Below are 21,538 nucleotides of genomic sequence, written 5' to 3' on the forward strand. Positions count from 1 at the left end.
ATTTCAATTCGCCAAAGGTTCCAAAGACAGTGAGCAGCGTCAGCCAACTATCCTTTTACCGCTCCGCCAATATTCATGCCATCCGTAAAGTACTTCTGCAGGCACATGAAAACAACGATAATCGGAAGCAAAACAATACAGGAGGCCGCCATTAAGTAGTTCCACTGGGTATTGGACTGGCTCACGAATATCTTAAGCCCCAGCTGCAAGGTAAAGGTCTTCGTATCCATCAGATATAACAGTGGCTTTAAAAAGTCGTTCCAGCTCCAGTTGAAGGAAAGTACCACCACTGTCATAATCGCAGGCTTGGCCATGGGAAGCATAATACTCCTCCAGATCCGGAAATGGGAGGCTCCGTCGATCTGTGCCGATTCGATCACCGAGTTGGGAATCCCCGCATAAAACTGCCGCAGCATAAAGATAAAGTACGCCGATCCCATAAACTGCGGCACAATCAGCGGCAGATATGTACCAACCCAGCCAATTTTTGCATACAGGACGTACTGTGGGATCATCGTCACAAATTCCGGGATCATCATGGTCGCCAATATAATGGAGAACATAATATTTCTGCCCGGAAAGCGTATCTTTGCAAATCCGTAGGCCACCAGGGAATTGGCAAGGACACCTCCGAGAATGGCAAATGCCGCTACAAATACGGAGTTTAAAAACCACCGGCTGAATTCCGCGCTTGCCCAGGCGTCCTTAAAATTACTCCAGATCGGTTCGTGGGGATACCACGTAATCGGATACGTAAATATCTCGTCCATGCTTTTTAAAGCGGTGGATATCATAAACCACAGCGGCATAATCACAGTCAGGGATGCAGCAGCCAGAAGAATAAAACAGATCACGTTTACAATTGCCTTTTTTCTGCGCCTGCTGGACAGTCCGCCTCTTTTTACTGTTTTCGTATCAGCAGCCATTACGTCTCACCTTCTTCCGTATGTACCCAGTATTTTGATGCGACCAGATTGATCACGGTTATTGTCATAACGATCAGGAGCAAAAACCATGCCATCGCAGACGCATATCCCATGTCGTAATGGGTAAATGCCTCCTGATAAATATGCAGGTTGTAGAACAAAAGGGATCCTGCCGGATCTCCCTTTCCGTTCTTGCTCATGACCAGCGCCTCCTGAAATACCTGAAATGCCCCCGTCATATTGGTAATGATATCAAAAAAGATAATAGGGGAAATCTGCGGAAGCGTGATCTTCCGGAATTTCTGTAAAAATGAGGCTCCATCGATATCAGCCGCCTCATACAAATCTTTAGAGACCGAATTCATGGAAGATAAGTATAGCAGCATACTGGTTCCCAGCGCCCATACCCGCATCATAACCAGAGACGGCTTCGTCCAGGCCGGATCTGAGAGCCAGGAGGGGCCTTCGATTCCCACCAGCCGCAGCACAGAGTTGATCAATCCGCTCTGAGGTGCCAGAAGCTGCATCCAGAGCTGATATACCGCCACACCGGAAAGTACGGTCGGCAGGTAAAACAGCATCCGGAACAGCGGCGTCCCCTTCACCTTCTGATTCAGCAGTGTCGCAAGAAAAATCGCACAGATACAGGAGCTCGGCACTGCCAGCGCCACATAGTAAAGTGTGTTGCCTAATGACTTCCAGAATACAGGATCCTTAGTGAACATCCTGATGTAATTGGAAAGTCCGATAAAATCCATCCTGGAAGTCATGTTATAATTTGTAAATGATGCATACAGCGAAAAAAGCAATGGTCCTCCTGTCAGACAGAGGAAGCCGATCAGCCACGGGCTGATAAACAGCCAGCCCGCACGCGCCTCTCTGCTTTCACGCTTCGTCATGGTGTGTTTCATCTTTGTCATTTGACACCCCCTGTGTCTCAGCCTTCCATATGACAGGAAGTACCCATCTTCAGTATCTTACTTATCTGTCACCAGTTCTCATTTCCCGACGTATCCGCTATTTATTGTCTGAAACCAGCTGTTCAACCTGGGCCTGAGCCTCGTCAAGTGCCTCCTGCGGCGTCTTGCTGCCAAGAATGATTTCATCCAGATACGGAAGCACAATATCAGATGCGCCCGGCGCAGTCAGTCTGTCCTGAGTGACAACTGTAGTAGGCATTGCCTCCAGTGCCATCTTAAATACAGGAATTTCCATCAGAGACGGATCCTGGGACGCTTCAATATTTGCCACGGTATCGTAAACCTGGGATGCCCAGTATATCTGGGATTCCTTACTGGTGATGAATTTAACAAATTCCCAGGAACCCTCTGTATCCTTGGCTCCGTAAGGGATCTCAACAGAGAAACCGCCGCCCCAGGAGTAATGCTCACCGCCATCTTCCAGGGACGGAAGCAGTGCCACGCCGTAATTCTTATCCGGTGCGTAATCACGTACCTTTGTAAACTCGGTCGGTGTATTCACCCACATAGCTACCTTACCGGCCACAAAAGGATTCGTCATGCCATTGCCAAATTCAGCAGAGAAGCTGTCCAGCTCTTTCTTACCATAGTACTGGTAAAAGTCATTGTAAATATTCTCAAACATCTTTACCTTTTCAGGCGTGTTTACGTACACATTACCATCTGCATCTGTATAATCTTTCCCGTCAGCGGTGAAGGCCCATGCGTTCCACTCCAGGGTCCCCGGGAAAAATCCAAGGCGTTCATAGGAGCCGTTATCCTTTTTCACATCCAGCTTTCTGGCATACTCCACAAGCTGCGCCCATGTTTCCGGCGGTGCCTCCGGATCCAGTCCCGCCTCCGCGAAAGCGTCCTTATCATAGTAAAGAATTCTTGTATCCGTTACGTAGGGCAGTCCATATGCATGCCCCTCATACATCATGGCATCCATCAACTGAGGATAAAACTGATCCGTAAATCCATCGCCCTCTTTCGCGATCAGATCCGTTAAATCTGTCGCCTGCTTCGCTTCCGCCCTGTGAGTGACGGTGCGGATATCCTGAATAATCACATCAGGAGGATTTCCCGCTGCGGTAGCTGCCAGCGCTTTTGTCCATACATCCCCCCATGGATAGTTGACATGCACTACTTCATATTGATCCTGAGATTCGTTAAAATTCTGGCAGAGCTGCTCAATGACGTATTTGTACTGACCATCTCCCCACCAGTCCCATATTTCCAGTTTAACGCGATCCCCCGAGGCCTCTTTTGCCGTGCCTTCCTCTTTTGTCCCCTCCGCCTGAACCGTTGTATCTGCAGCACCCTTTGTGTCCGCGTTCTCAGCCGGCTGGCTCTTGCATGCAGTCAGACTCATAATCCCAAGTGCTGTGGCGATTGATAATCCGATCAGTTTTTTCCTCATGCCTTTCTCCTCCATTAAATTAAGTTTAATTTTCACTTGTCAGAAGTTTCAATACTCTTCCTGTTTCTTAATATACGCCACTTTATCAGCATTGTCAATAGCATTTATTAAATTAAGTTTAATATCTTTCTTTTCAATATTTTCAACAAAACAGACAAAGTTATTTTGTAATAATCGCCTAATACAATACTATTCACTATTGTATTGCAGTTTTTTATTGCAAATGGCAACTGCACTTTGTTTTTACATTTTTAATAAGTTATATTTTATTTAATCTCTTTCTTTATCACAAAAGCAATCTGTCGAAAGACAGCAGCCTTTGCATAAAGCCGTAACCCGAAACGTACTGCCCGGCCTTTGTACCAGAAGATATTAAAATAAGATTAATAAGTCATCAGAATACATCAAGTGTCAGGAAGTCAAACAAGAAACCGTGCCAGTTACCGTTCACGGCCCGTTACTGTATTGGGATTTTTTTAGAAATTACTTGAATTTTAAGAAGGTATTGTTTATAATAGAAATATAAAAGAAAGCACCCACTCCAAAAGTGGAGGCTCCCAAGATGATTAGTTACATGTCCTTAACGGACACCGCTCACCCTGTTGGCCGACAGGGTGGGCTTTTTATTTTTTACGCTTATTTCTCTTATCGAGAAAGGCGATTAACGCTACAATCCAGCAGCCAAAAGACATCAATAAGGTTAATATCCCTATGAATATCGTAATAATCTCGTATACTGTCATGGGCGCCACCTCCTTCCTATGTATTCCGGCGAACCGGTTTAAGGCTGGGAGGTTTCCACTCCTGTCGCGAGTGCTTTCCACTTATCATTTTAGTACAAAAACATATTTTTTGCAATCTATAAATTACAAGTCCAGAATGCCACATCACCTTTTCCGTTTTATCTCTCCTCAAAAAAGCCGCCGTCCCATCTGAATCCCTCATCCGGTACGGCAGCTCCTCTATTAACAGATACAGACTATTTCAGTTCCTCCAGGGCATCGGTAATCAGCTTATCCATATCTTCCGCATACTGATCCACCGTCAGCTGGCCTGCCAGCACTTCAATCAATTTATCTCTCAAATCGTTCTGAATCGCACCGGTAAATGCCTGATAGCCCCACTCAGCTCCCGGCTGCGGCCCGGTAGCTGCCAATTCCTGTGAAAAGATAGTAAAGAAGTCTTTTCCATACTCATAATCCAGGCTCTCGTTCCCCTTCACCTGAGACAAATAACTGTTCTCCACACAGTACTGGGCATTGTTCTCAGCCTTTGAGATCCATTCGATGAAATCCGCCGCTTCCTTTTCCACGCCGGTGTTCTGGAAAGCCGCCAGATATTTACCGCCCGGCACTGAGGATCGCATGGCTTCCTTCGGCAGGTAGGTAACTCCCCAGTCGAAGTCCGTAATCTCTTCCTTGTAGTTTGCAATCATCCAGCTTCCCGCAAAGTGCATGGCAACCTGGCCGGTACGGAACATGTTATTCGGGTTTTCCGATCCCAGCCATACCGATGTCGGAATAATTCCCTCGTCATGCAGCTCCTTGAAGAAGCTTACTGCGCGTTTTGTCTCATCTGTATTGAAATTGGAAGCTGTCAAATCATTGTTTAACAGACTGCCTCCCGCCTCATACAGAAGCGTTGTAAAACGCTGTGGAGATTTGTCATAGACCAGTCCATACTTACAGTCGCTTTTTTCCATAACGGTCTTCATAGCTGCCTTCCACTCGTCCCAGGTCCAGATCTCATCCTCTGACTGCGGCACAGCCACGCCTGCCTTTTCGAACGCCGTCTTGTTATAGATCAATCCATTGGCTGTCACATCCATGGGAGCCGCCAGAATTTTTCCGTCAAACACAAACTTTAAGCCCTCGCCAAAGCTGTTCTGAAACGCATCCTTATCCGACACATACTGGCCCAAATCCACAAGCTGATTCTGGAACGGCCCGATATTCGTAAGCCTGGCCAATGCCGGGGCTTCCTTACCATTGATCATGTTCTTAATCTTGTTTTCGAGATCCGCATACGGAACTTCAATCAGCTCGATCTTGACAGACGGATTCTCCTCCATGTACTTGTCGGCCAGTTTCATGAAGGATTCCCCCTCTTTTCCATCACTGAACCAGACGACATCCAACGTCTTCACTTCATTTTCGGCCTTCTTGCCCCCGCCGGAACAGCCGTTAAGCGTCCCCAATACCATAGCCCCTGCCAGCAGAACTGATAACCATTTCTTCATAAGATCCTCTCCTTTACTCTTAATACTTACATTTTATCAGTTATTTTGCACAATTAATCGCAGATAAATCATCAAAAATCATACATTATTGTTCTTTTTATTCTGCGCATACTTTTTCGGTGTGATTCCTGTATTCTTTTTAAATACCGATATAAAATGGCTGTCACTGTTGTAGGACAGCTTGAGCGCCACATCGGTGACTGAGGTTCCTTTCTTCAAAAGCGCTTTCGCGGCAATGATCTTCTGATTCGTCACATACTGCAGAACCGTAAACCCTGTTTCCTTTTTAAAATAGTGGCTCAAATAATATCGGTTCATATAAAATTTCCCCGCAATCTCATCCAGATCCAGTTTCTCCTCCACATGGGCGGTAATATATTTTTTTATCTGCTCTACCCGCTCCCGATACAGAATCGGATCCCGGAATTTTCTGTCCTCCTCCTTCCATTTCTGCTCCTCAGAATCTGCTGCAGTGTGCTTCTCCTTCATAAAAAATTTGTACATCTCGTTAATTGCGGTAATCAGCTCTAAAATGGAAAGGCGGATCTTTACGGATGCCTCCTCGCTGCTGCCGCTTCCTATATTCGTTTCGATTTTGGCCAGCAGCCGTTCCACCCGCTTCAGATTCTCTCCCTCCAGATACAGTCTGTGGACAAAGTCATCTCCCCTGTTCTCAAAAAACATGGTAAAATCATATCCGAACGCCTTTGTCATCGGTTCCAGCAGTTCCGGCTCAAACATCAGAACATAGCGGTTGTACTCTTTTCCCTCCGCCCCGCTGGTACGGTGGTATTCCCTGTTATTGATAAAAAACAGATCACCTTTCATTACATGGTAGACTCGATCACCGATTTCCAGCAGCGCACCGTCATTTAAGAACAGAATAATCTCATATTGGTTGTGAAAATGAAAGCCCTGCATCGCCCAGTTCTGTGTACTGCCATGAAAATAATACAGAGATTCAAATTCTTCAAAAAATACGCGTTCCTTCATCTTCACAACCTCCTGTAGTCAGCTTCTCCGCAGCAGGCGGGCACACCGCCGCCGCAGGAATTAATGCCAGTAATCTGTCATAGCCTCAGAAAGAGCCAGAATCATCAGCGCCTGCCCATATGTCATGGGACAGCAGGGAATGGTATTGTAAAACTCCTTGTCAAGTCCAATCGGAGTTCCGTAAGACACATTCTCCACCGTTCCGTCTTCACTGATGTTGTCTAACAGCCCTTTCATGGCCTTTTCGATGAGTTCCTCATACTCCTCCCCGTTCAGGATTCCAAGCCTCACCCCCTGCATAATCCCCCTCAAAAATGCCGCGCTTGCAGAGAGCTCTAAATAGGTGTCCGGATCATCGATAACCGTATGCCACAGTCCTGTTTCCGGGTCTGCATACCGTTTCAGCGCCTTTACCTGATTTTCGTATACTGTGAGGAAATGGCGCTTCAGACCGTCTTCCATGGGAATCTCCTGAATCAGCTCCATGGCCACAATCGTATACCAGCAATTCCCGCGTCCCCAGAGAATTCCGCCGTAATTGTCATTCCGTTCAAAATTAAAGCCATGGTAAAACAGCCCTTCATTCTTATTCAGAAGGTATTTGATATGGCATAACACCTGATACGTTGCTTCCTCGATATAATCCTGTCGATTTAAGAGTTTGCCGGCCCTGGCCAAAAACAGCACTGCCATAAACAGTGTGTCAATGAGGATCTCCGAATCGTTGGGGCTGCCGGTAATCATATGCTGAAAACAGCCGTCACCGGTCCGGATCAGCCCCTTTTCCTCCATTATCCAATCCACCCATTCTTTGATAAAGGAGAGATAGGACTCTTTCTTTGTAATTTCATACAGATAGGTGAGTGTCAGCATGGGAGAAGTTGTATTCACATTTTTTTCAACGATCCCCTCTTCCATGCGCCTGTCATACCATTCTGTCAGGAATGTGAGCACTTCCTGCTTCCGGCTCATTTCATAATACCGGTAGAGGCCGAAGAGCCCCACCCCCTGAGGCCATTCCCAGCAGTTGATATCAATTAAGCTGACAGGGTATTTTTCCTTCATGCCATTATTCTTCAGCACCATCATCTTGTCAGACACAAGATTCAGCGTCTTTTCAATCATCTGTTTCTCAACCACGATCCCATTCCTCCAGATTTAATTTCCCTTCCACATTCAGCGGGTAATCATAGACCGGTACTCCATTCACTTTCAGAAGGAAGTCCGGACCGGTTAAAAATTCCGTTCCTTTCTCATCCTTCACCATAGTCTCTTCCCCGTCCGTCCTTATTTCTATTTTCTTAAATGCGGCAAGCAGCGCATCCAAATCCCCGTACTCGTCCATTCGTCCCACGCGGATGATCCACACATTATCGCGTCCCCGGCTGATAAATTCCCTGAAACGGTTCGGCCCTTCCTTCTGCATGCTCAGCCCCTTCATCGCCTTCACCGCGATGTAAGCGCCGTCCTTTTCCAGAGCAATCACACCGTCTTCCCCAAGATAGCGGGTAAATGCGGATATCGGGATATACGCATGGGTGTAATCGATTCGCTCCTCTTCGCCAATCCGGTACCGGAGAATTGCCGTATTGCGGTACTGCACCGCCAGAGGTAAAATCCCATTTCCGGCCCAGAAATTAGGACGCCCGCTTCCGTACGGAAAAGATTCTCCCGGATGGTTGACAAACACCTGCGCCAGTTCATCAATCACCGCCTGCACAATGTGTTCCTGATATCCCTTCTGAAACGGCTTGAATCCTGCCGCGGTCGAAAGCAGAGCATACGCATTCTTATACAGATAGAGATTGACATGCTTCTCAAATCCCTGCGTATTCATAAAGTATAGTTCCTGATTCTCTTTTAAAGCCCCATAAGCCCGATATTCCTCCGGCGCCGCGTAATCTCCGAGAGCCAAAGGAATGCAGCCGTTGCAGGCCCTGTTTAAATATCCGTCTCCATAGGCCAGATAGAGAAGGGACGTCGTACCCGCATTGTAATTTCCTTTCATCTCCTTTTCATAAGAACGGCCGAAGCTGGTCATTACGGCCCCTTTATGTGCATTTACTCTGAGTGAGTAGAAGATCATGTCCAGTGCCCTCTTCGCCTTCTGGTGGAACTCGCTTCCAGGCTCCGTCAGATTATAGAGTGTCCCCAGCCCCAGCACATCCACGGGAATATAGGCATTGGAATTCCATTCGGTAATAAACTCCTCGAAAAAGCCTTCAAACCATTCCCGAAGCAGTTCCTCTCCCCTGGCGCTTACAGCTCTCCCTGTTTTCCCGCTGCAGGTAAAAATTCTGTCCGGCAGGAAGCTTCCCGCCAGATACTGGCAGCAGTGGAATAAAAGCGCGTGATTTTCGCTGAAAAACCACATCACGTCGTCCCCCGGCTCATCGATCCAGTACCGGAAGCCGCACATGGCTTTTTCCAGCTCCTCCCGCATTTTCTCCGACAAGCGTTCCTGAAAGGTGCGGTAAATGTACAACATAATAATAAAATGAAAATCGGAACAGTCCTTTCTCGCCCACACACCTGGAAGTTCTTCCAACAGAATCCTCTCCGCCGCTTCCGTGTCGCCGTCCAGCGTTAAGAGTGCCGCAGCCTTGTATGTATTTTCCGGCGCATACTCCACAATCACACGCAGAATATGGCGTTTTCTCTCCTCCAGATCCGGTTCATGATATTCTAAAAATTCCTTTCTCACCAATTGATTTCCTATTTTTCGTTTTAAGGAAATACCCTGATGATCCACGCACTCTGTAAAGTAGCAGTACCCCGGAGGAAGTTCATCCGAATGGAAAAGCTCCAGAGCCTTCTGATCCGGCCCCATTTCATACCGGAAAGTACGGATCAGGCTTTCCTGTCCCTCCATCTTCTCAATAAATTCTCCCGGAGCAACCGCTACCGTAACAGACAGCGGATCAGAAAACGGATTGGTAATATTTAATTTTACCATCTCACTGATATACGCCTCTTTATCAAAATACATCTGTTCCAGCATATTCTCCAGCTGCCCCACGACAGACGGATCCACCTCATCCCGCACCGGTACCAGCATCGTAAGCGCTGCGTCTCCCAGCCGCTTCATACGGAAATAATAGTCGGTATCCCGCTCCGCCAGATCATCGAGACAGACCAGGAGCCTGTTTCTTCCAGCCTTAAGCGGCAGAACTATGGTTGTCCTCTTTACCATATTTCTTGTAAACGGGGTAAAGTCCGCGACAAATGTTCCGTTTACCCATACCGCAGCTCCGCCGCAGGTCTCCAGTTCGAATTTCACATCACCGTCTGCTTCCGCTTCCAAAAGAACGTAACTGTACATACGCAGCCAGGTCGGCCTGTAATAGAAACCCGAGGCATCCACGCCGGTATTGCCGAACGGGAAATAGGGTACCAGCGGAAGGGTCTGTCCGAAGACTTCCACCTTTTTCCCGTCAGCTGCTCCGTCAAGTTCCAGATAATCAGGCTTTTTCTCCTGTCTCTTTCTGACAAACTCTTTTCTGCACGGATTTTCATGAATTGCAAAGCCCTTTTTCAGCCATTCATTGACTCGGCCGTGCAGCGTCGCCTTATCAAACTGCTGGAGTTCCGTAAAGACCCCGGCAGTCAGAAAGCGGTTGACATACCCTTCCGCAAACAGCGGATATTCCAAATACTTCATAGCATCCCCTCCTCTTATTCTTTTACCCCTCCGGCAGTCATGCCGCCGATGATATATTTTTGAAGCGTGACAAACACAGCAATGACCGGTATCATGGAAATTACAGACATGGCCAGAAGGCTGTTCCAGTCCACAGAGTACTCACCCGAGTAGTTGGCCAGAGCCAGCTGTATGGTATAGCGCTCCTTTCCGTTGATGACCAGCTTCGGCCACAGATAATCGTTCCATCTCCACATAAAGGAAAAGATACAGAGAACCGATATGACCGGCTTCGCCATGGGAAGCATGATTTTCAAGAGAATATTTAACTCCGATGCACCGTCAATTCTGGCCGCCTCCATATACGCATCCGGAATTCCCACATAATACTGGCGGACCAGAAATACCGCAGTCGGGGAAGCGACTGCCGGAATAATAAGCCCCCACAAGTTATTGTATAAATGAGTCGCCACAATCACCTTGAAAATGGGTATCATAATAACTTCCAGCGGTACCATCAGCGTTGCCAGGACAATGCCAAACAGAATCTTATCTCCCTTGAAATGGTACTTGGCAAAGGCGTATCCACTCATCACGTTGACTACAATCGTCAGAAATGTGGCTACAAGGCTGACAAATACCGTATTGAAGAAGTAAACGCCAAAATGGCCTTCTGCCATGGCCTTTGTGTAGTTATCCAGAGAGGGATTCTTCCCTAAAAGGCTGGGCGGCCAGGAAAACAGTTCACCGACGCTCTTAAAGGAAGAACAGATCACCCAAATGACCGGCATCAGAAACAAAAAGGTCAAAAGAAGCAGAAGTATCCATTTAAGTCCTGCTGCACAGATTTTCTTTGTCTTAGTCTGCATCCTGCTCACCTCCCTGATTCAGTTTAAACTGAATCACTGTAAACAGCGCCAGTATCACGAACAGCGCCATGGTCATCGCACTGGCATACCCCATCTTATTCTTCTCGAACCCGGTCTCCTGAATCATCTGTACCATGAATTTCGTGGCCCCCGCCGGACCGCCCTGGGTCAGGGAATACACGAGGGGATACGTCTTGATAATCGATACCGTAGATAAAACCAGTACCAGAAGACTGGTCGGTTTCAGAAGAGGAAGCGTAATAAACTTAAACTGCTGCCACGCACCCGCTCCGTCAATTCTGGCCGCCTCGTAATACGTCTCGGAGATCGCCTTGATCCCTGACACAAACATAACCATGTAGTATCCCGCCATACTCCAGACAGTTACAAAGATCACTACTCCCATGGCATTGTTCGGATCAGTCAGCCATTTGACCGGCGTTTTATCCATCGCGGTCAGTAAGTAATTCACCAGCCCAAAATCCTCACCCAGCAAGAAACGCCACGTAAGCCCGACGATAATCGTGGAAATCATGGTCGGCCAGTAAAACACCGCCCGGAAGAAATTGCTCCCGCGAATCCCTCCGGTCAGCAGAACCGCCAGTCCAAGAGCCGCCACATAGACAGATGGTACTGATACAAGTGTAAAGACCAGCGTTCTCACAAATGAGTTCCAGAAGCTCTTATCCCCGAAAAGCGTCACATAGTTTTTCACCCCCACAAACACCTGGGGATTTACGCCATCCCATTTCGTAAGCGATATCCACAGGCCGTTCAGCGCAGGAAAAAACAGAAACAGACCGAAGATAATCATGGTTGGAGCCAGTAAAAGATAGGGAAATATTTTCTGTTCAAAGCTCTTCATTTCCAGGTCCTCCTTTTATTTTTTATTATTATAACACTAATTTTTTTGTAAAAATCTTGTTTCTTTATGCAAATATAACAAGATATTGTCATTTGTGGACGTTATTTTTTAACATTTATACGAAAAGAGCGACAGATGATTATGTAACATCATCTGTCGCTCTTTTCATTGAGAGGGTCCTGTATTTCCGCCCGAACCTGCACCTCCGATATATATTCCTCCGGATCCGCGGATATATGCACATCAATCCACATCAGATCCATAAACGGCGGCTTCAGTACAATTCCGTGCTCTGCCGCATAGGCTCTGATTATATCCGCCTGATTGCTGCTGTCTGTCACTCCGCGGTAACAGACGGATAAATACGTTCCGCCGGGTATTACCAGATCGCCGTCGTCATCAAACATTACGGCGCTCTCAAAAAGCGCGTCACGGTTCCCTTCTGACATGACAGACGCCATCCGGTTATTTCCGATCATATAAATCTTCCTGTGATTCTGTTCCAGAAGCTTCATCATCAGAAGATCCATATCCTCGTCAGTACTGTAATCCTTCCGGATTTCGAACGCTTTTCTTGGCCCTAATTCCAGTGATCTTACCGTTCCGATCTCCAGAGTCTGCGCCTGTCTGATGGTTTCCACCTGCTCCTGGACTGTTTTCTGCAGGCTTGTCCACTCATTTATTTTTTCAGCAATGACTTCCAGTTCCTCACACAGCAGCTTCTGTGTCGTTTCCACCGTATGATTCTGAAAATAATCTCTGATCCGGCTCACTGAAAAATTGAGATTTCTTAAATTGGTAATTACATTCATCCTCCAGATACTCTGGCTGTCATAATACCGGTAACCGTTCTCCCCCCGGTTCGGTTTTAAAATTCCTTTTTCCTCATAGTATCGAATCGTATCCACTCCCAGATGATACAGTTTCGCAATTTCCCCAATGGTGTAGTACTTCTCTTTTGCTTTTCGCTTTTTCCCTTTATCCGGTTCCATATAAGCCCCCCTGATATCTTCACACGGTACAATTGGTTATCTGCTTCCTACTTTATCACATAATTTCAGATTTTACAAAATATTACCACATTTTAGACACAATTTTGCAATTTTTCTTTTCCCCTTGACTCTGGGACAATACCAGGGTTTATACTAAAATCATATTTGTCATAATTGACATGATCTTTATAAATAGGTTTTAGTTAAAAAAGCGAGGTTTTATTATGAATCTGGAAGGCAGGTCTTTAAAAAGCAACTTTATCCGTTATATCGTACCATCCATTCTGGCCCAATGGGTTTATTCCCTTTATTCTATGGTAGACGGCATGTTTGTCGCAAAGGGTGTCAACGAAATCGCACTGACGGCAGTCAATCTCTCCTACCCGTTTATGGCGTTTCTCTTTGCCCTTTCCCTTCTTTTTGCAGTGGGAGCTTCCACAATCGTCTCCATACTGCTGGGAGAAAACCGCCATCAGCGTGCCTGTGAAGTATTTACCCAAAATATAGTCCTCCAGGTGATTTTTTCACTGGTGATTGCAGGTTTCGTCATGATGAACCGTGAGTCCTTTGCCCGTTTTTTAGGGGCTCCAAACCAGCAGACTGCTGATTACGTAATTCAATACATAACCTGGATTGCACCGTTTTCCTGTGTGTATCTGCTCTCCTACTCCTTTGAAATTTTATTGAAGACCGACGGTTACCCCAAAAAGGCAACTCAGATCGTTATATTTGGCGCCGTAGAAAACTGTATTCTGGACTGGCTGTTCGTAATGGTGCTCCACAAAGGCATACAGGGTGCCGCCCTGGCAACCAGTCTCTCCCAGGCCTCCGTGATCGTTCTGTATCTCCACCATTTCCTGAGCGGAAAAGGGGTATTAAGCTTCAAACGCTTTAAGCCTGATTTCGGAATCCTGGTCCGTCAGGTGCGCAATGGTTTTTCCTCCGGTGTTACGGAAATGTCCTCCGGTATGGTGACCTTTATTTTCAATCAGGTAATCCTGATGTATTTAACCCAGGATGCGCTGGTCAGCTACACCATCATCTCCTACGTCAATAACCTTGTTGTTCTGACAGCTACCGGAATCGCGCAGGGAGCACAGCCGTTAATCAGTTATTACTACGGGCAGAAGAGGCTGGATCAGTGCAGATCGCTGTTCCGGTACAGTCTCATTGCTGCAGGTGCAATGTGCACGGTGTCGTTTACCGCCTGTTTTATCCTGGCCCGCGGTATCGTAAATATTTATATCGGCCCGGAGCTGCAGGCTCTGCGTGACAGTTCCGTGACTGCATTTCGCATCTTTACAACCTCGTTTTTGCTGGTCGGCTTCAACATTGCAGTCAGCGGTTACTTTACCTCTGTAGAACGCGCTGCCGAAGCGCTCATCATCTCCGCCGGCCGCGGTCTTATCCTGATGGCCGGCTGCCTGATCGTCATGACCAGACTCTTTGGAGGGGCCGGAATCTGGTGGTCTCCATTGGTGTCCGAAGCCATATGTCTTGCTGTCACAGGGCTTCTGCTGATGAGATACTGCCGAAAAGATGCTTTCTGGAACCAGAAAGTACGGTTTGAAGTGGTTTGAACGCAAGAAAGTGCTGTCCGATAATGGACCGCACTTTCTTCTGTATCAGACGGGATTTTCCGTCCCAGCCTCTATTTAATCATTCCGTCAAACACCACTGCCTGATAAGCCTTCAGCAAATACCGCTCTCCCATCTGCTGTAACTCTCCTTCGTTGCTCAGCAGACACTTGCCTCCGACAACCGGGATCTCCTGTTCTGTCTTTTTGAAGTTCACGGCCACGGTGACGATCCGTCCGTCCCATTCCCGCTCATAGGCAATCACTGCAGGCAGTTCTTTAAGCACCGGGCGAATCGTGCCTTCTGCGAATACGGACGCATACGGTTCCTGATGGCGCAGCGCAGTCAGCTTTTTATAAAAAGCCAGCAGAGAATCCCCGCGTTCCTCCTGTGCTTTCACATTGATCTCCCGGTAGTTTTCATTTACCTTCAGCCACGGCACGCCCTCCGTAAAACCGGCATTCTTTCCGTCACACCACTGCATCGGCGTCCGCGCATTGTCACGGCCCAGTTCCCCGAAGTATTCCAGCACCTTCTGCGGATCACCGTTCTGTTCCAGGGCTTCCCGGTACATCCCCTTTGCCCGCACATCGTCCATCTCCTCGATGGAGTTCCACTCTGCATTGGTCATGCCAATCTCCTGTCCCTGATAGATAAACGGGGTTCCGCAGAGATAGAAATACATGACCGCCATGGCCGACGCGCCTGCAAATCCAATCTGATCCTTTTCCAGGTATTTATTGACGCAGCGGGACTGGTCATGGTTCTCCAGGAACAGGCCGCTCCAGCCTGCCTCACTGGTAAAACGCTGGCTTTCCAAAATCCGCTGTTTCCATCGTTCCACAGCCTCCACGGAAGATTTGTCCGTCTCTCCTTCCATGTTCTCCCATGTAAAATCAAAGATCATGGAAAAATATCCGTTCTCCCCGGCGTATCTGCGGAATGTGTCCCCGCTCACGCCAGGAGCCTCCGCCACGGTCATGCAGCCGTACCGGTCAAAACATTTTGCCTTCATTTCTGCCAGGAAATCCCCGATTCCCGGATAGTCTGTCAGATTTTCAATGGGATAGCGAAGGCCATCCTCCGTCTCCCGTGACGCAAAGGTTAAGTCCTTCTTGATAAACGTAATCGCATCCACCCGGAATCCGGCTACGCCCTTTTCCAGCCACCAGTTGATCATCTCATAGATTTTCTCCCGCAGTTTCGGATTTTCCCAGTTCAAATCAGGCTGCTTTTTTGAAAACGTATGGAAATACCACCGTCCATCCGGAAGCTCCGTCCACACGGAACCGCCGAAATTGGACCTCCAGTTGTTCGGCTCCTTTCCATCCTCCGGACTTTTAAAGTAGAAGTATCCCGCCTCCTCACAGTCCGGGTCCTGCTTCGCCTTCACAAACCACTCGTGTTCATCGGAACAGTGATTGACCACCAGATCCAGAATCACCTTCATACCACGTTTTCCTGCCTCAAAAAGAAGCCGGTCCATGTCGTCGTTCGTGCCAAACATCGGGTCTACCTGATAGTAATCAGAGATGTCATACCCGTTATCATCCATCGGAGAACAATACATCGGGCTGATCCAGATCACATCCACTCCCAGTTTCTTTAAATAATCCAGCTTTTCCGTGATGCCGTTTAAATCTCCGATTCCGTCTCCATTGCTGTCCTTAAAGCTTCTGGGATAAATCTGGTAGACTACTGCCTTTTTCCACCATTCTGCCGCCATAGTTTTCTCCTTTTAACAGTAACTTTTTATTTGATCGCTCCGTCTGTGATGCCCTTTACGATATATTTCTGACAGCACAGATAGAATATGATAATTGGTATGATACACATAATCAGGCCCGCAGAGGCCAGATCCCAGCGCTTCGCAAACTGACCGAAGAAGAGGTAAGTCTTAAGCGGCAGTGTCTGCCAGCCCGGCTTGTTGATAATCAGGGAGGGAAGCAGGTAATCATTCCAGATCCACATCACATTCAGCACCGCAACTGTGATTAAAATCGTTCTCATAAGAGGAATTACGATGGAGAAGAACAGCCGGAAGGAACCACAGCCGTCGATGGTGGCCGCTTCTTCCAGTTCCTCCGGAATGTTCTTAATGAAACTGTGGAACATAACGATGGACATGCTGCTACCGAAGCCCATGTACATAAAGATCAGTCCCTGCGGATTCATAATGCCGATGCGGCTGGCAAATCCCACCAGCGGAAGCATCACACACTGAAACGGAATCAGCATGGAGGCCGCAAACAGGAAGAAGATTATCTTGCTGGTCTTCGTCTTATAGCGAACCAAAACCCACGCCGCCATGGCCGATATGAGCAGAATCAGTACCGTTGCGATCACAGTGATCATCAGGGAGTTCATAAAGGATCTGACATACTCCAGCGCCTCAAATGCATTGGGGTAATTAGCCAGAGTAAAGGTAGCCGCATTCGGGAATCCGATGACATCGGTAAAAATCCCCTTCGTATTCTTAAATGAATTCAGTACCAAAATATAGATCGGGAACAGGAAGAGACAGCCGAGAAACAGACCGGCAATTCCCATCACAATACGCTGTATCCCTTTGGAATCTCGCTTACTATTCTTTGTCTCTGCCATTACATCTCTACCTCCTTCCGCTTTGTGAGCACCAGCTGGGTCACGCCGATAGCCGCCACCACGATCATAAAAATAATTGCCTTTGCCTGTGCAAATCCGAATTCATTGGCTCCAAATGCCGAATTGTAGATGTTGAGCGCCAGCATTTCCGTTGATTTATAAGGACCACCCTGTGTCAAAGCCAGGTTCTGATCGAACATCTTAAACGAATTGGAGATGGATAAGAAGAGACCGATCGTAAACGCCGGCATCATAAGCGGCATAATAATGCTCTTTAACATATCCTTAAACCCGGCTCCGTCGATGCGGGCCGCTTCTTTAACGGATTCCGGAATCTGCTGAATCTGTGCTATGTATACAATCATCATATAGCCGGACAGCTGCCATACCGTCAGAATCAGAAGTCCCGCAAATCCGGTGACCGGGTCGGCAAGCCATCCGTTCAGTGCCTGCCATCCGGTTGCCTTGGAGATGGCCCCGAAGATGGAGACGAATATGAACTGCCAGGTAAAGCCCAGCAGAAGGCCGCCGATTAAGTTCGGCATGAAGAAAATTCCGCGAAGCAGCGTCGCGCCGCGAAACTTCTGCGTCACCAGAAGCGCCAGGGCAAATCCCACGATATTTACCAGTATCACCGCGCAGATGGAAAACAGTGCGGTAAAGCCGAACGCATGCATGAAGGAACTGTCTCTCGTAAATATTTCAATAAAATTCCGAAAACCTACGAATGTAATTTCACTTCCCACGATTCCATTCCAGTCTGTAAAGGCGTAAAAGAAGCCAATCAGCATTGGAATCAGAACAACCAGGGAAAAAGAAATCAATGCAGGGGCCAGAAATATCCAGAATCTTGCTTTGCTCTTTTTCATTATTCCACCTTCCTCTTCCTTGTCCGGGGAGAGGAAACTGCCTCTCCCCCTGCATAAATCACTGCCATCACCGGTCCGGGTAATCCTATTTCTGAGATTCGCGCATGGAAGCCCACTGCTTTATACAGCTCTCCGTCACTTCATCCCAGGTCGCCTGTCCCGCTAAATACTTCTGAACCTCAACACCGGCAGCCTGCTGTCCCCATGTATTGGGAGCTCCGCTGTATACCCAGCCGTTCATGGTATCTCCTGCCTCATTGGCATCCATGATTCTCTGAGACAGCGGATCGCCGGCCTTTAAGTCACCAAAGTTGTCATACGGAGGAACGAATTTACAGTCTTCCACCACGATCTTCTGTCCTGCCGGGTCGGAATATAACCAGTTGATGAAATCCTTTGCCGCTGCCTTCTGCTCGTCGGTAACCTTGCTGTTGATGGCCCAGTAACCGGATACGCCTACGAAATACTTGCCGTCTGAATATCCCGGAACCGAATATGGAAGCATATCCAGCTTCGCCAGCACTTCCGGATCCGTGGTCTCTACCGCCGGAGCTACCCAGTTGCCCTGCTTGATGGAAGCCACGCGCTCAATCGCCAGTCCGCCTTCCAGGGAAGCCGTGTAATCGACAGAGTTTAAGTTTGCGGTATTGTCCGCGTTGGTGGTGTAGCTGGCCTGGAAATCAACCATCGTCTTATAGTCGGCAAAACCGGTGCCCGGAAGAACTGCGGAGTCGTAAGCAGCCTTTGCCGTGTCAAAATCGTGGGTCAGCGCCACATTCACATCGTGATCGCCTGCGATCCAGAGCTCCTTGGTCGGATACTCCATAACCGCCTCCAGGTTCGGATACTTTTCCTTCATCTCGCCGCTGTCAATCTTTGCCTTCAGCGTATCGAAGCCGGCCTTCATGCCCTCGAAGGTCATCATGGATTCAAAGTCGACGCCCGCGTCCTCAAACATCTGACGATTCACAACGAATCCGTAGCCTTCCATATAAAGCGGAACCGCAAGCACCCTGCCATCCTTAGTAAACATATCCGTCGTTCCCGGCAGCGCGTTCTTAAGCACTTCCAGATCCGAGATATCTTCCAGGATATCGCCGTAATCCTTCAAATCCTGGAAACCGCCCACGGAAAAGATAGTCGGCGGATCGGACTGCATCTTTGCCTTTAAGGAAGCTGCGAAGTCGTTGCCGGTTACCGCCTCCAGATTGATCTTCACATCCGGATGAGACTCCTCATAGGCCGCGATCGCCTTCTTGTATCCCTCGTTTGCTTCAATCTTACTCTGATAAATCGTGATCTCTGTTTTTGCTGATTTGCTTCCCCCTGCGCCGCAGCCGGAAAGAAGTGATGCCGCCATTACCGCTGCCAGACCGAGTGCCGCTGTTCTTTTTGCCTTCATAAAATATCCTCCTTTAAAATATGGAACTGTTCCATATTTTCCTATTTTTAAAGTTCCACAATGTGTGGAACTGTTCCATGTGCTTAATATACAACTTTCAAAGTATTTTTTCAAGTACTTTTTCACATTTTTCCTATAATCATCATTTTCACCAAATAGGAAGCGCCGTTTTATTGCACATTTACGAAAAAAGGCCAGTTTTATGAACGGAGGCAGCTGCTTTTGCGGCTGTATCTTCGTCACGGAACAGGATATCGCCTGCGGCACCCCTGCTCTGTGTTTCACTAATGCCGTTCCTCCTGTACTAAAAACCGCGTCTGCCTCCGAAAAATTTCGGTTCCCGGTCAGACGCGGTTCCAATCAGATTCCCCTTGATCCAATCAACAGTAAAAATCAAAAACTTTATTTCACTCCTAAATAGTATCTCCGTCCTTATAGCTCACAGGCACGTAGACAGCCTCATTCCCCAAAGGCTGTCCATTAATCAGCTTCACCAGAACCTGGACAGCTTCCCTCGCAATCAGAGCCACATCCTGCCGGATCGACGCGATTGTCCTGTAGTTAAAATCCGTAATATACGTCCCGTCATACGCAATAATCTTAAGCTGCTGCGGCACTTTCCTATTCAGTTCCCGCGCGGTCTTCAAAAATGATGACGCGCAGAGGTCATTGGCCATAATCCCGTCTAAATCCGGGTATTCTGCCAGAATCTCTCTCGTCCGCTGAATGCTTCTGGGGTAGTGGATAACATCATCCCACAGAAACTCCTCCGTGATGACCTCCGCCCCCGCTTCCTGCATTTTCCTGATGAAACTTAATCCGCCGCGGGATGAAGCCACGGTCTTCGCCTGCGGATCGATTAAATTCAGCACCTTTTTACAGCCCTTCTCCAGCATCTTATCCGCCGCGATACAGCCGCCCTGAGTATGGTCCGAAGTCACCAGGGGAATTCCAGGGATAATCCGGTCCAGGGACAGTATGGGTTTTTGAATCTGCTCATAGTATTTATCCGGAAGAAAGGCCGCTCCGACAATCATACCGTCAAACAGGTTTCGTTCCAGCGTATCCAGGTACTGCCGTTCAATGTCCTTCTTGCCGGATGTATTGCACAGCATCATGTTATATCCGTATTTATTAAGCTCCAGCTCCAGAAAACTCCACAGCGACGAAAAATAAGGATGGACGATCTCAGGCGCCATGACTCCGATGATTCCCGTCTTCTGCTGATAAAGATTCCGTATCCATTGATTCGGCACGTAATCCAGTTCATCCACGGCTTCTCTGATCTTTTCCTTCGTCTCTTCTGCCACATATCCGCTCCCGTTCAGTGCGCGGGAGACCGTACTGGGAGCCACCCGGGCAAGTCTGGCCACCTCTCTGATACTTGCCATTTTCCCACTCCTTTTTATCTCTGTCATCAATTTCCGGCCCAGACATCATCACAGCGCCGGTTTCTTCTGTATTATCATACCATTTATGGAACTGTTTCACAATACGGATACATCACAAAATCACGAGAGGATTTTTAGCTATTTTTCAGTATTTTCCTCTGTATCACTGCCGGAAGCACGCTTCCCTTTCCTTTAAGCCAATCCGAATTCTGCCTTCAGCTGCCCAAATCTAACCGTTTCATGCTTCATAACATCAAACAGCGGATTGTACAGACAGTGCTGCATCACATCTGCATCTTTTAACACTTCGTCAAACGGTGCGTGGGTTATCTCTTTGCTGCTGTGATGATAGACTGCACTGCAGATTACGTCAATCTCCCCTGCCTCGAAGCACTTCATGGCCTCCAGCAAGTCTCTGGCCATGGCGGCTCCCTTATGCGCGTGATCCCGGGGATCCATGGCAGCATACGTATGAATATCATGAAGCATTCCGGCAGTCGCCGCCAGCTCGGCATTTTCACCTCTCTTTAAAGCGATCAGGACACATGCCTGGGAGACCCCGTACAGATGTGCATATCCGCATCTTCTTTCAGCGTCGTCGGCTACGTTTAAAAGAACAGCATCAACAGCTTCCCGCACTTTCTCAATTCGATTCACGTTTTTTCCTCCTACTACAATGTATTTATGGTTAAGATCCCTTACAGCCAGTAAGGAATTATCCATCTTGTTGCTTAAGCTGTTATAATGATGGAGCAATCGGTATATCGGTTTCCTCCTTGGACCTCGCG

The 21,538-nt window shown here is 47.8% G+C and carries 17 protein-coding genes; 1 reads left to right on the forward strand and 16 read right to left on the reverse strand.

Annotated features, from left to right (window positions below; translation table 11 throughout):
• Nucleotides 1-47 precede the first annotated feature (47 nt).
• From NE473_RS21900 to NE473_RS21945, 10 genes are all read right to left on the reverse strand, one after another.
• On the reverse strand, nt 48-926 hold the full coding sequence (locus NE473_RS21900; RefSeq protein WP_006770674.1) for a carbohydrate ABC transporter permease: 879 nt from the start codon (nt 924-926) through the stop codon (nt 48-50).
• The gene (locus NE473_RS21905; RefSeq protein ID WP_006770675.1) at nt 926-1,846 is read right to left on the reverse strand and encodes a carbohydrate ABC transporter permease; all 921 of its coding nucleotides are present in this window, start codon (nt 1,844-1,846) and stop codon (nt 926-928) included. The genes NE473_RS21900 and NE473_RS21905 overlap by 1 nt, the downstream gene beginning before the upstream one ends.
• A gap of 97 nt (nt 1,847-1,943) precedes the next feature.
• Nucleotides 1,944-3,308 carry an ABC transporter substrate-binding protein gene (locus tag NE473_RS21910; RefSeq protein WP_055651466.1) on the reverse strand — a complete coding sequence of 455 codons (1,365 nt, stop codon included), beginning with the start codon at nt 3,306-3,308 and terminating at the stop codon, nt 1,944-1,946.
• A 979-nt stretch (nt 3,309-4,287) separates the two neighbouring features.
• On the reverse strand, nt 4,288-5,547 hold the full coding sequence (locus NE473_RS21915) for an ABC transporter substrate-binding protein (RefSeq protein WP_055651467.1): 1,260 nt from the start codon (nt 5,545-5,547) through the stop codon (nt 4,288-4,290).
• 78 nt (nt 5,548-5,625) lie between these two features.
• Complete coding sequence (locus tag NE473_RS21920; RefSeq protein WP_256265385.1) at nt 5,626-6,540, reverse strand: AraC family transcriptional regulator; 915 nt, start codon at nt 6,538-6,540, stop codon at nt 5,626-5,628.
• A gap of 60 nt (nt 6,541-6,600) precedes the next feature.
• Nucleotides 6,601-7,680 carry a glycoside hydrolase family 88/105 protein gene (locus NE473_RS21925; RefSeq protein WP_155560966.1) on the reverse strand — a complete coding sequence of 360 codons (1,080 nt, stop codon included), beginning with the start codon at nt 7,678-7,680 and terminating at the stop codon, nt 6,601-6,603.
• Nucleotides 7,673-10,201, reverse strand: a complete 2,529-nt coding sequence (locus NE473_RS21930; protein ID WP_055651469.1) for a hypothetical protein — start codon at nt 10,199-10,201, stop codon at nt 7,673-7,675. Before NE473_RS21930 ends, NE473_RS21925 begins: the two co-directional genes overlap by 8 nt.
• Nucleotides 10,202-10,215: 14 nt before the next feature.
• Nucleotides 10,216-11,049, reverse strand: coding sequence for a carbohydrate ABC transporter permease (locus tag NE473_RS21935; protein ID WP_055651470.1), 834 nt, complete (start codon nt 11,047-11,049; stop codon nt 10,216-10,218).
• Nucleotides 11,039-11,914: a carbohydrate ABC transporter permease gene (locus NE473_RS21940; protein WP_006770684.1), complete on the reverse strand. Its 876-nt coding sequence runs from the start codon at nt 11,912-11,914 to the stop codon at nt 11,039-11,041. Before NE473_RS21940 ends, NE473_RS21935 begins: the two co-directional genes overlap by 11 nt.
• Before the next feature lie 149 nt (nt 11,915-12,063).
• Nucleotides 12,064-12,906, reverse strand: a complete 843-nt coding sequence (locus tag NE473_RS21945) for a MerR family transcriptional regulator (protein WP_055651471.1) — start codon at nt 12,904-12,906, stop codon at nt 12,064-12,066.
• A gap of 224 nt (nt 12,907-13,130) precedes the next feature.
• Between NE473_RS21945 and NE473_RS21950 the strand changes: the two genes are divergently transcribed.
• Nucleotides 13,131-14,486 carry an MATE family efflux transporter gene (locus NE473_RS21950; protein ID WP_055651472.1) on the forward strand — a complete coding sequence of 452 codons (1,356 nt, stop codon included), beginning with the start codon at nt 13,131-13,133 and terminating at the stop codon, nt 14,484-14,486.
• Between the two features lie 71 nt (nt 14,487-14,557).
• Here the strand turns inward: NE473_RS21950 and NE473_RS21955 are convergent, their stop codons facing one another.
• From NE473_RS21955 to NE473_RS21980, 6 genes are all read right to left on the reverse strand, one after another.
• Nucleotides 14,558-16,210, reverse strand: a complete 1,653-nt coding sequence (locus tag NE473_RS21955) for an alpha-glucosidase (protein ID WP_055651473.1) — start codon at nt 16,208-16,210, stop codon at nt 14,558-14,560.
• Between the two features lie 26 nt (nt 16,211-16,236).
• The gene (locus NE473_RS21960; RefSeq protein ID WP_022033378.1) at nt 16,237-17,088 is read right to left on the reverse strand and encodes a carbohydrate ABC transporter permease; all 852 of its coding nucleotides are present in this window, start codon (nt 17,086-17,088) and stop codon (nt 16,237-16,239) included.
• Nucleotides 17,088-17,957, reverse strand: coding sequence for a carbohydrate ABC transporter permease (locus NE473_RS21965; RefSeq protein ID WP_022033377.1), 870 nt, complete (start codon nt 17,955-17,957; stop codon nt 17,088-17,090). Before NE473_RS21965 ends, NE473_RS21960 begins: the two co-directional genes overlap by 1 nt.
• 85 nt (nt 17,958-18,042) lie before the next feature.
• Nucleotides 18,043-19,359 (reverse strand): ABC transporter substrate-binding protein, encoded by a 1,317-nt coding sequence (locus NE473_RS21970; RefSeq protein WP_055651476.1) that lies wholly within the window; start codon nt 19,357-19,359, stop codon nt 18,043-18,045.
• A 413-nt stretch (nt 19,360-19,772) separates the two neighbouring features.
• Nucleotides 19,773-20,750, reverse strand: a complete 978-nt coding sequence (locus NE473_RS21975; protein ID WP_039890198.1) for a LacI family DNA-binding transcriptional regulator — start codon at nt 20,748-20,750, stop codon at nt 19,773-19,775.
• 192 nt (nt 20,751-20,942) lie between these two features.
• The gene (locus NE473_RS21980; RefSeq protein WP_055651477.1) at nt 20,943-21,407 is read right to left on the reverse strand and encodes an HD domain-containing protein; all 465 of its coding nucleotides are present in this window, start codon (nt 21,405-21,407) and stop codon (nt 20,943-20,945) included.
• Between the last annotated feature and the right edge of the window lie 131 nt (nt 21,408-21,538).

It is taken from the genome of Hungatella sp. SL.1.14 (assembly GCF_024460495.1).
Lineage (GTDB): Bacteria > Bacillota > Clostridia > Lachnospirales > Lachnospiraceae > Hungatella > Hungatella hathewayi.

What these genes read in the sequence shown, in the direction of transcription:
- NE473_RS21975 (WP_039890198.1), bottom strand. Translation starts at nt 20,750, where the DNA reads ATGGCAAGTATCAGAGAGGTGGCCAGACTTGCCCGGGTGGCTCCCAGT.
- NE473_RS21955 (WP_055651473.1), bottom strand. Translation starts at nt 16,210, where the DNA reads ATGGCGGCAGAATGGTGGAAAAAGGCAGTAGTCTACCAGATTTATCCC.
- NE473_RS21940 (WP_006770684.1), bottom strand. Translation starts at nt 11,914, where the DNA reads ATGAAGAGCTTTGAACAGAAAATATTTCCCTATCTTTTACTGGCTCCA.
- NE473_RS21900 (WP_006770674.1), bottom strand. Translation starts at nt 926, where the DNA reads ATGGCTGCTGATACGAAAACAGTAAAAAGAGGCGGACTGTCCAGCAGG.
- NE473_RS21965 (WP_022033377.1), bottom strand. Translation starts at nt 17,957, where the DNA reads ATGAAAAAGAGCAAAGCAAGATTCTGGATATTTCTGGCCCCTGCATTG.
- NE473_RS21950 (WP_055651472.1), top strand. Translation starts at nt 13,131, where the DNA reads ATGAATCTGGAAGGCAGGTCTTTAAAAAGCAACTTTATCCGTTATATC.
- NE473_RS21945 (WP_055651471.1), bottom strand. Translation starts at nt 12,906, where the DNA reads ATGGAACCGGATAAAGGGAAAAAGCGAAAAGCAAAAGAGAAGTACTAC.
- NE473_RS21935 (WP_055651470.1), bottom strand. Translation starts at nt 11,049, where the DNA reads ATGCAGACTAAGACAAAGAAAATCTGTGCAGCAGGACTTAAATGGATA.
- NE473_RS21960 (WP_022033378.1), bottom strand. Translation starts at nt 17,088, where the DNA reads ATGGCAGAGACAAAGAATAGTAAGCGAGATTCCAAAGGGATACAGCGT.
- NE473_RS21910 (WP_055651466.1), bottom strand. Translation starts at nt 3,308, where the DNA reads ATGAGGAAAAAACTGATCGGATTATCAATCGCCACAGCACTTGGGATT.
- NE473_RS21920 (WP_256265385.1), bottom strand. Translation starts at nt 6,540, where the DNA reads ATGAAGGAACGCGTATTTTTTGAAGAATTTGAATCTCTGTATTATTTT.
- NE473_RS21930 (WP_055651469.1), bottom strand. Translation starts at nt 10,201, where the DNA reads ATGAAGTATTTGGAATATCCGCTGTTTGCGGAAGGGTATGTCAACCGC.
- NE473_RS21915 (WP_055651467.1), bottom strand. Translation starts at nt 5,547, where the DNA reads ATGAAGAAATGGTTATCAGTTCTGCTGGCAGGGGCTATGGTATTGGGG.
- NE473_RS21905 (WP_006770675.1), bottom strand. Translation starts at nt 1,846, where the DNA reads ATGACAAAGATGAAACACACCATGACGAAGCGTGAAAGCAGAGAGGCG.
- NE473_RS21970 (WP_055651476.1), bottom strand. Translation starts at nt 19,359, where the DNA reads ATGAAGGCAAAAAGAACAGCGGCACTCGGTCTGGCAGCGGTAATGGCG.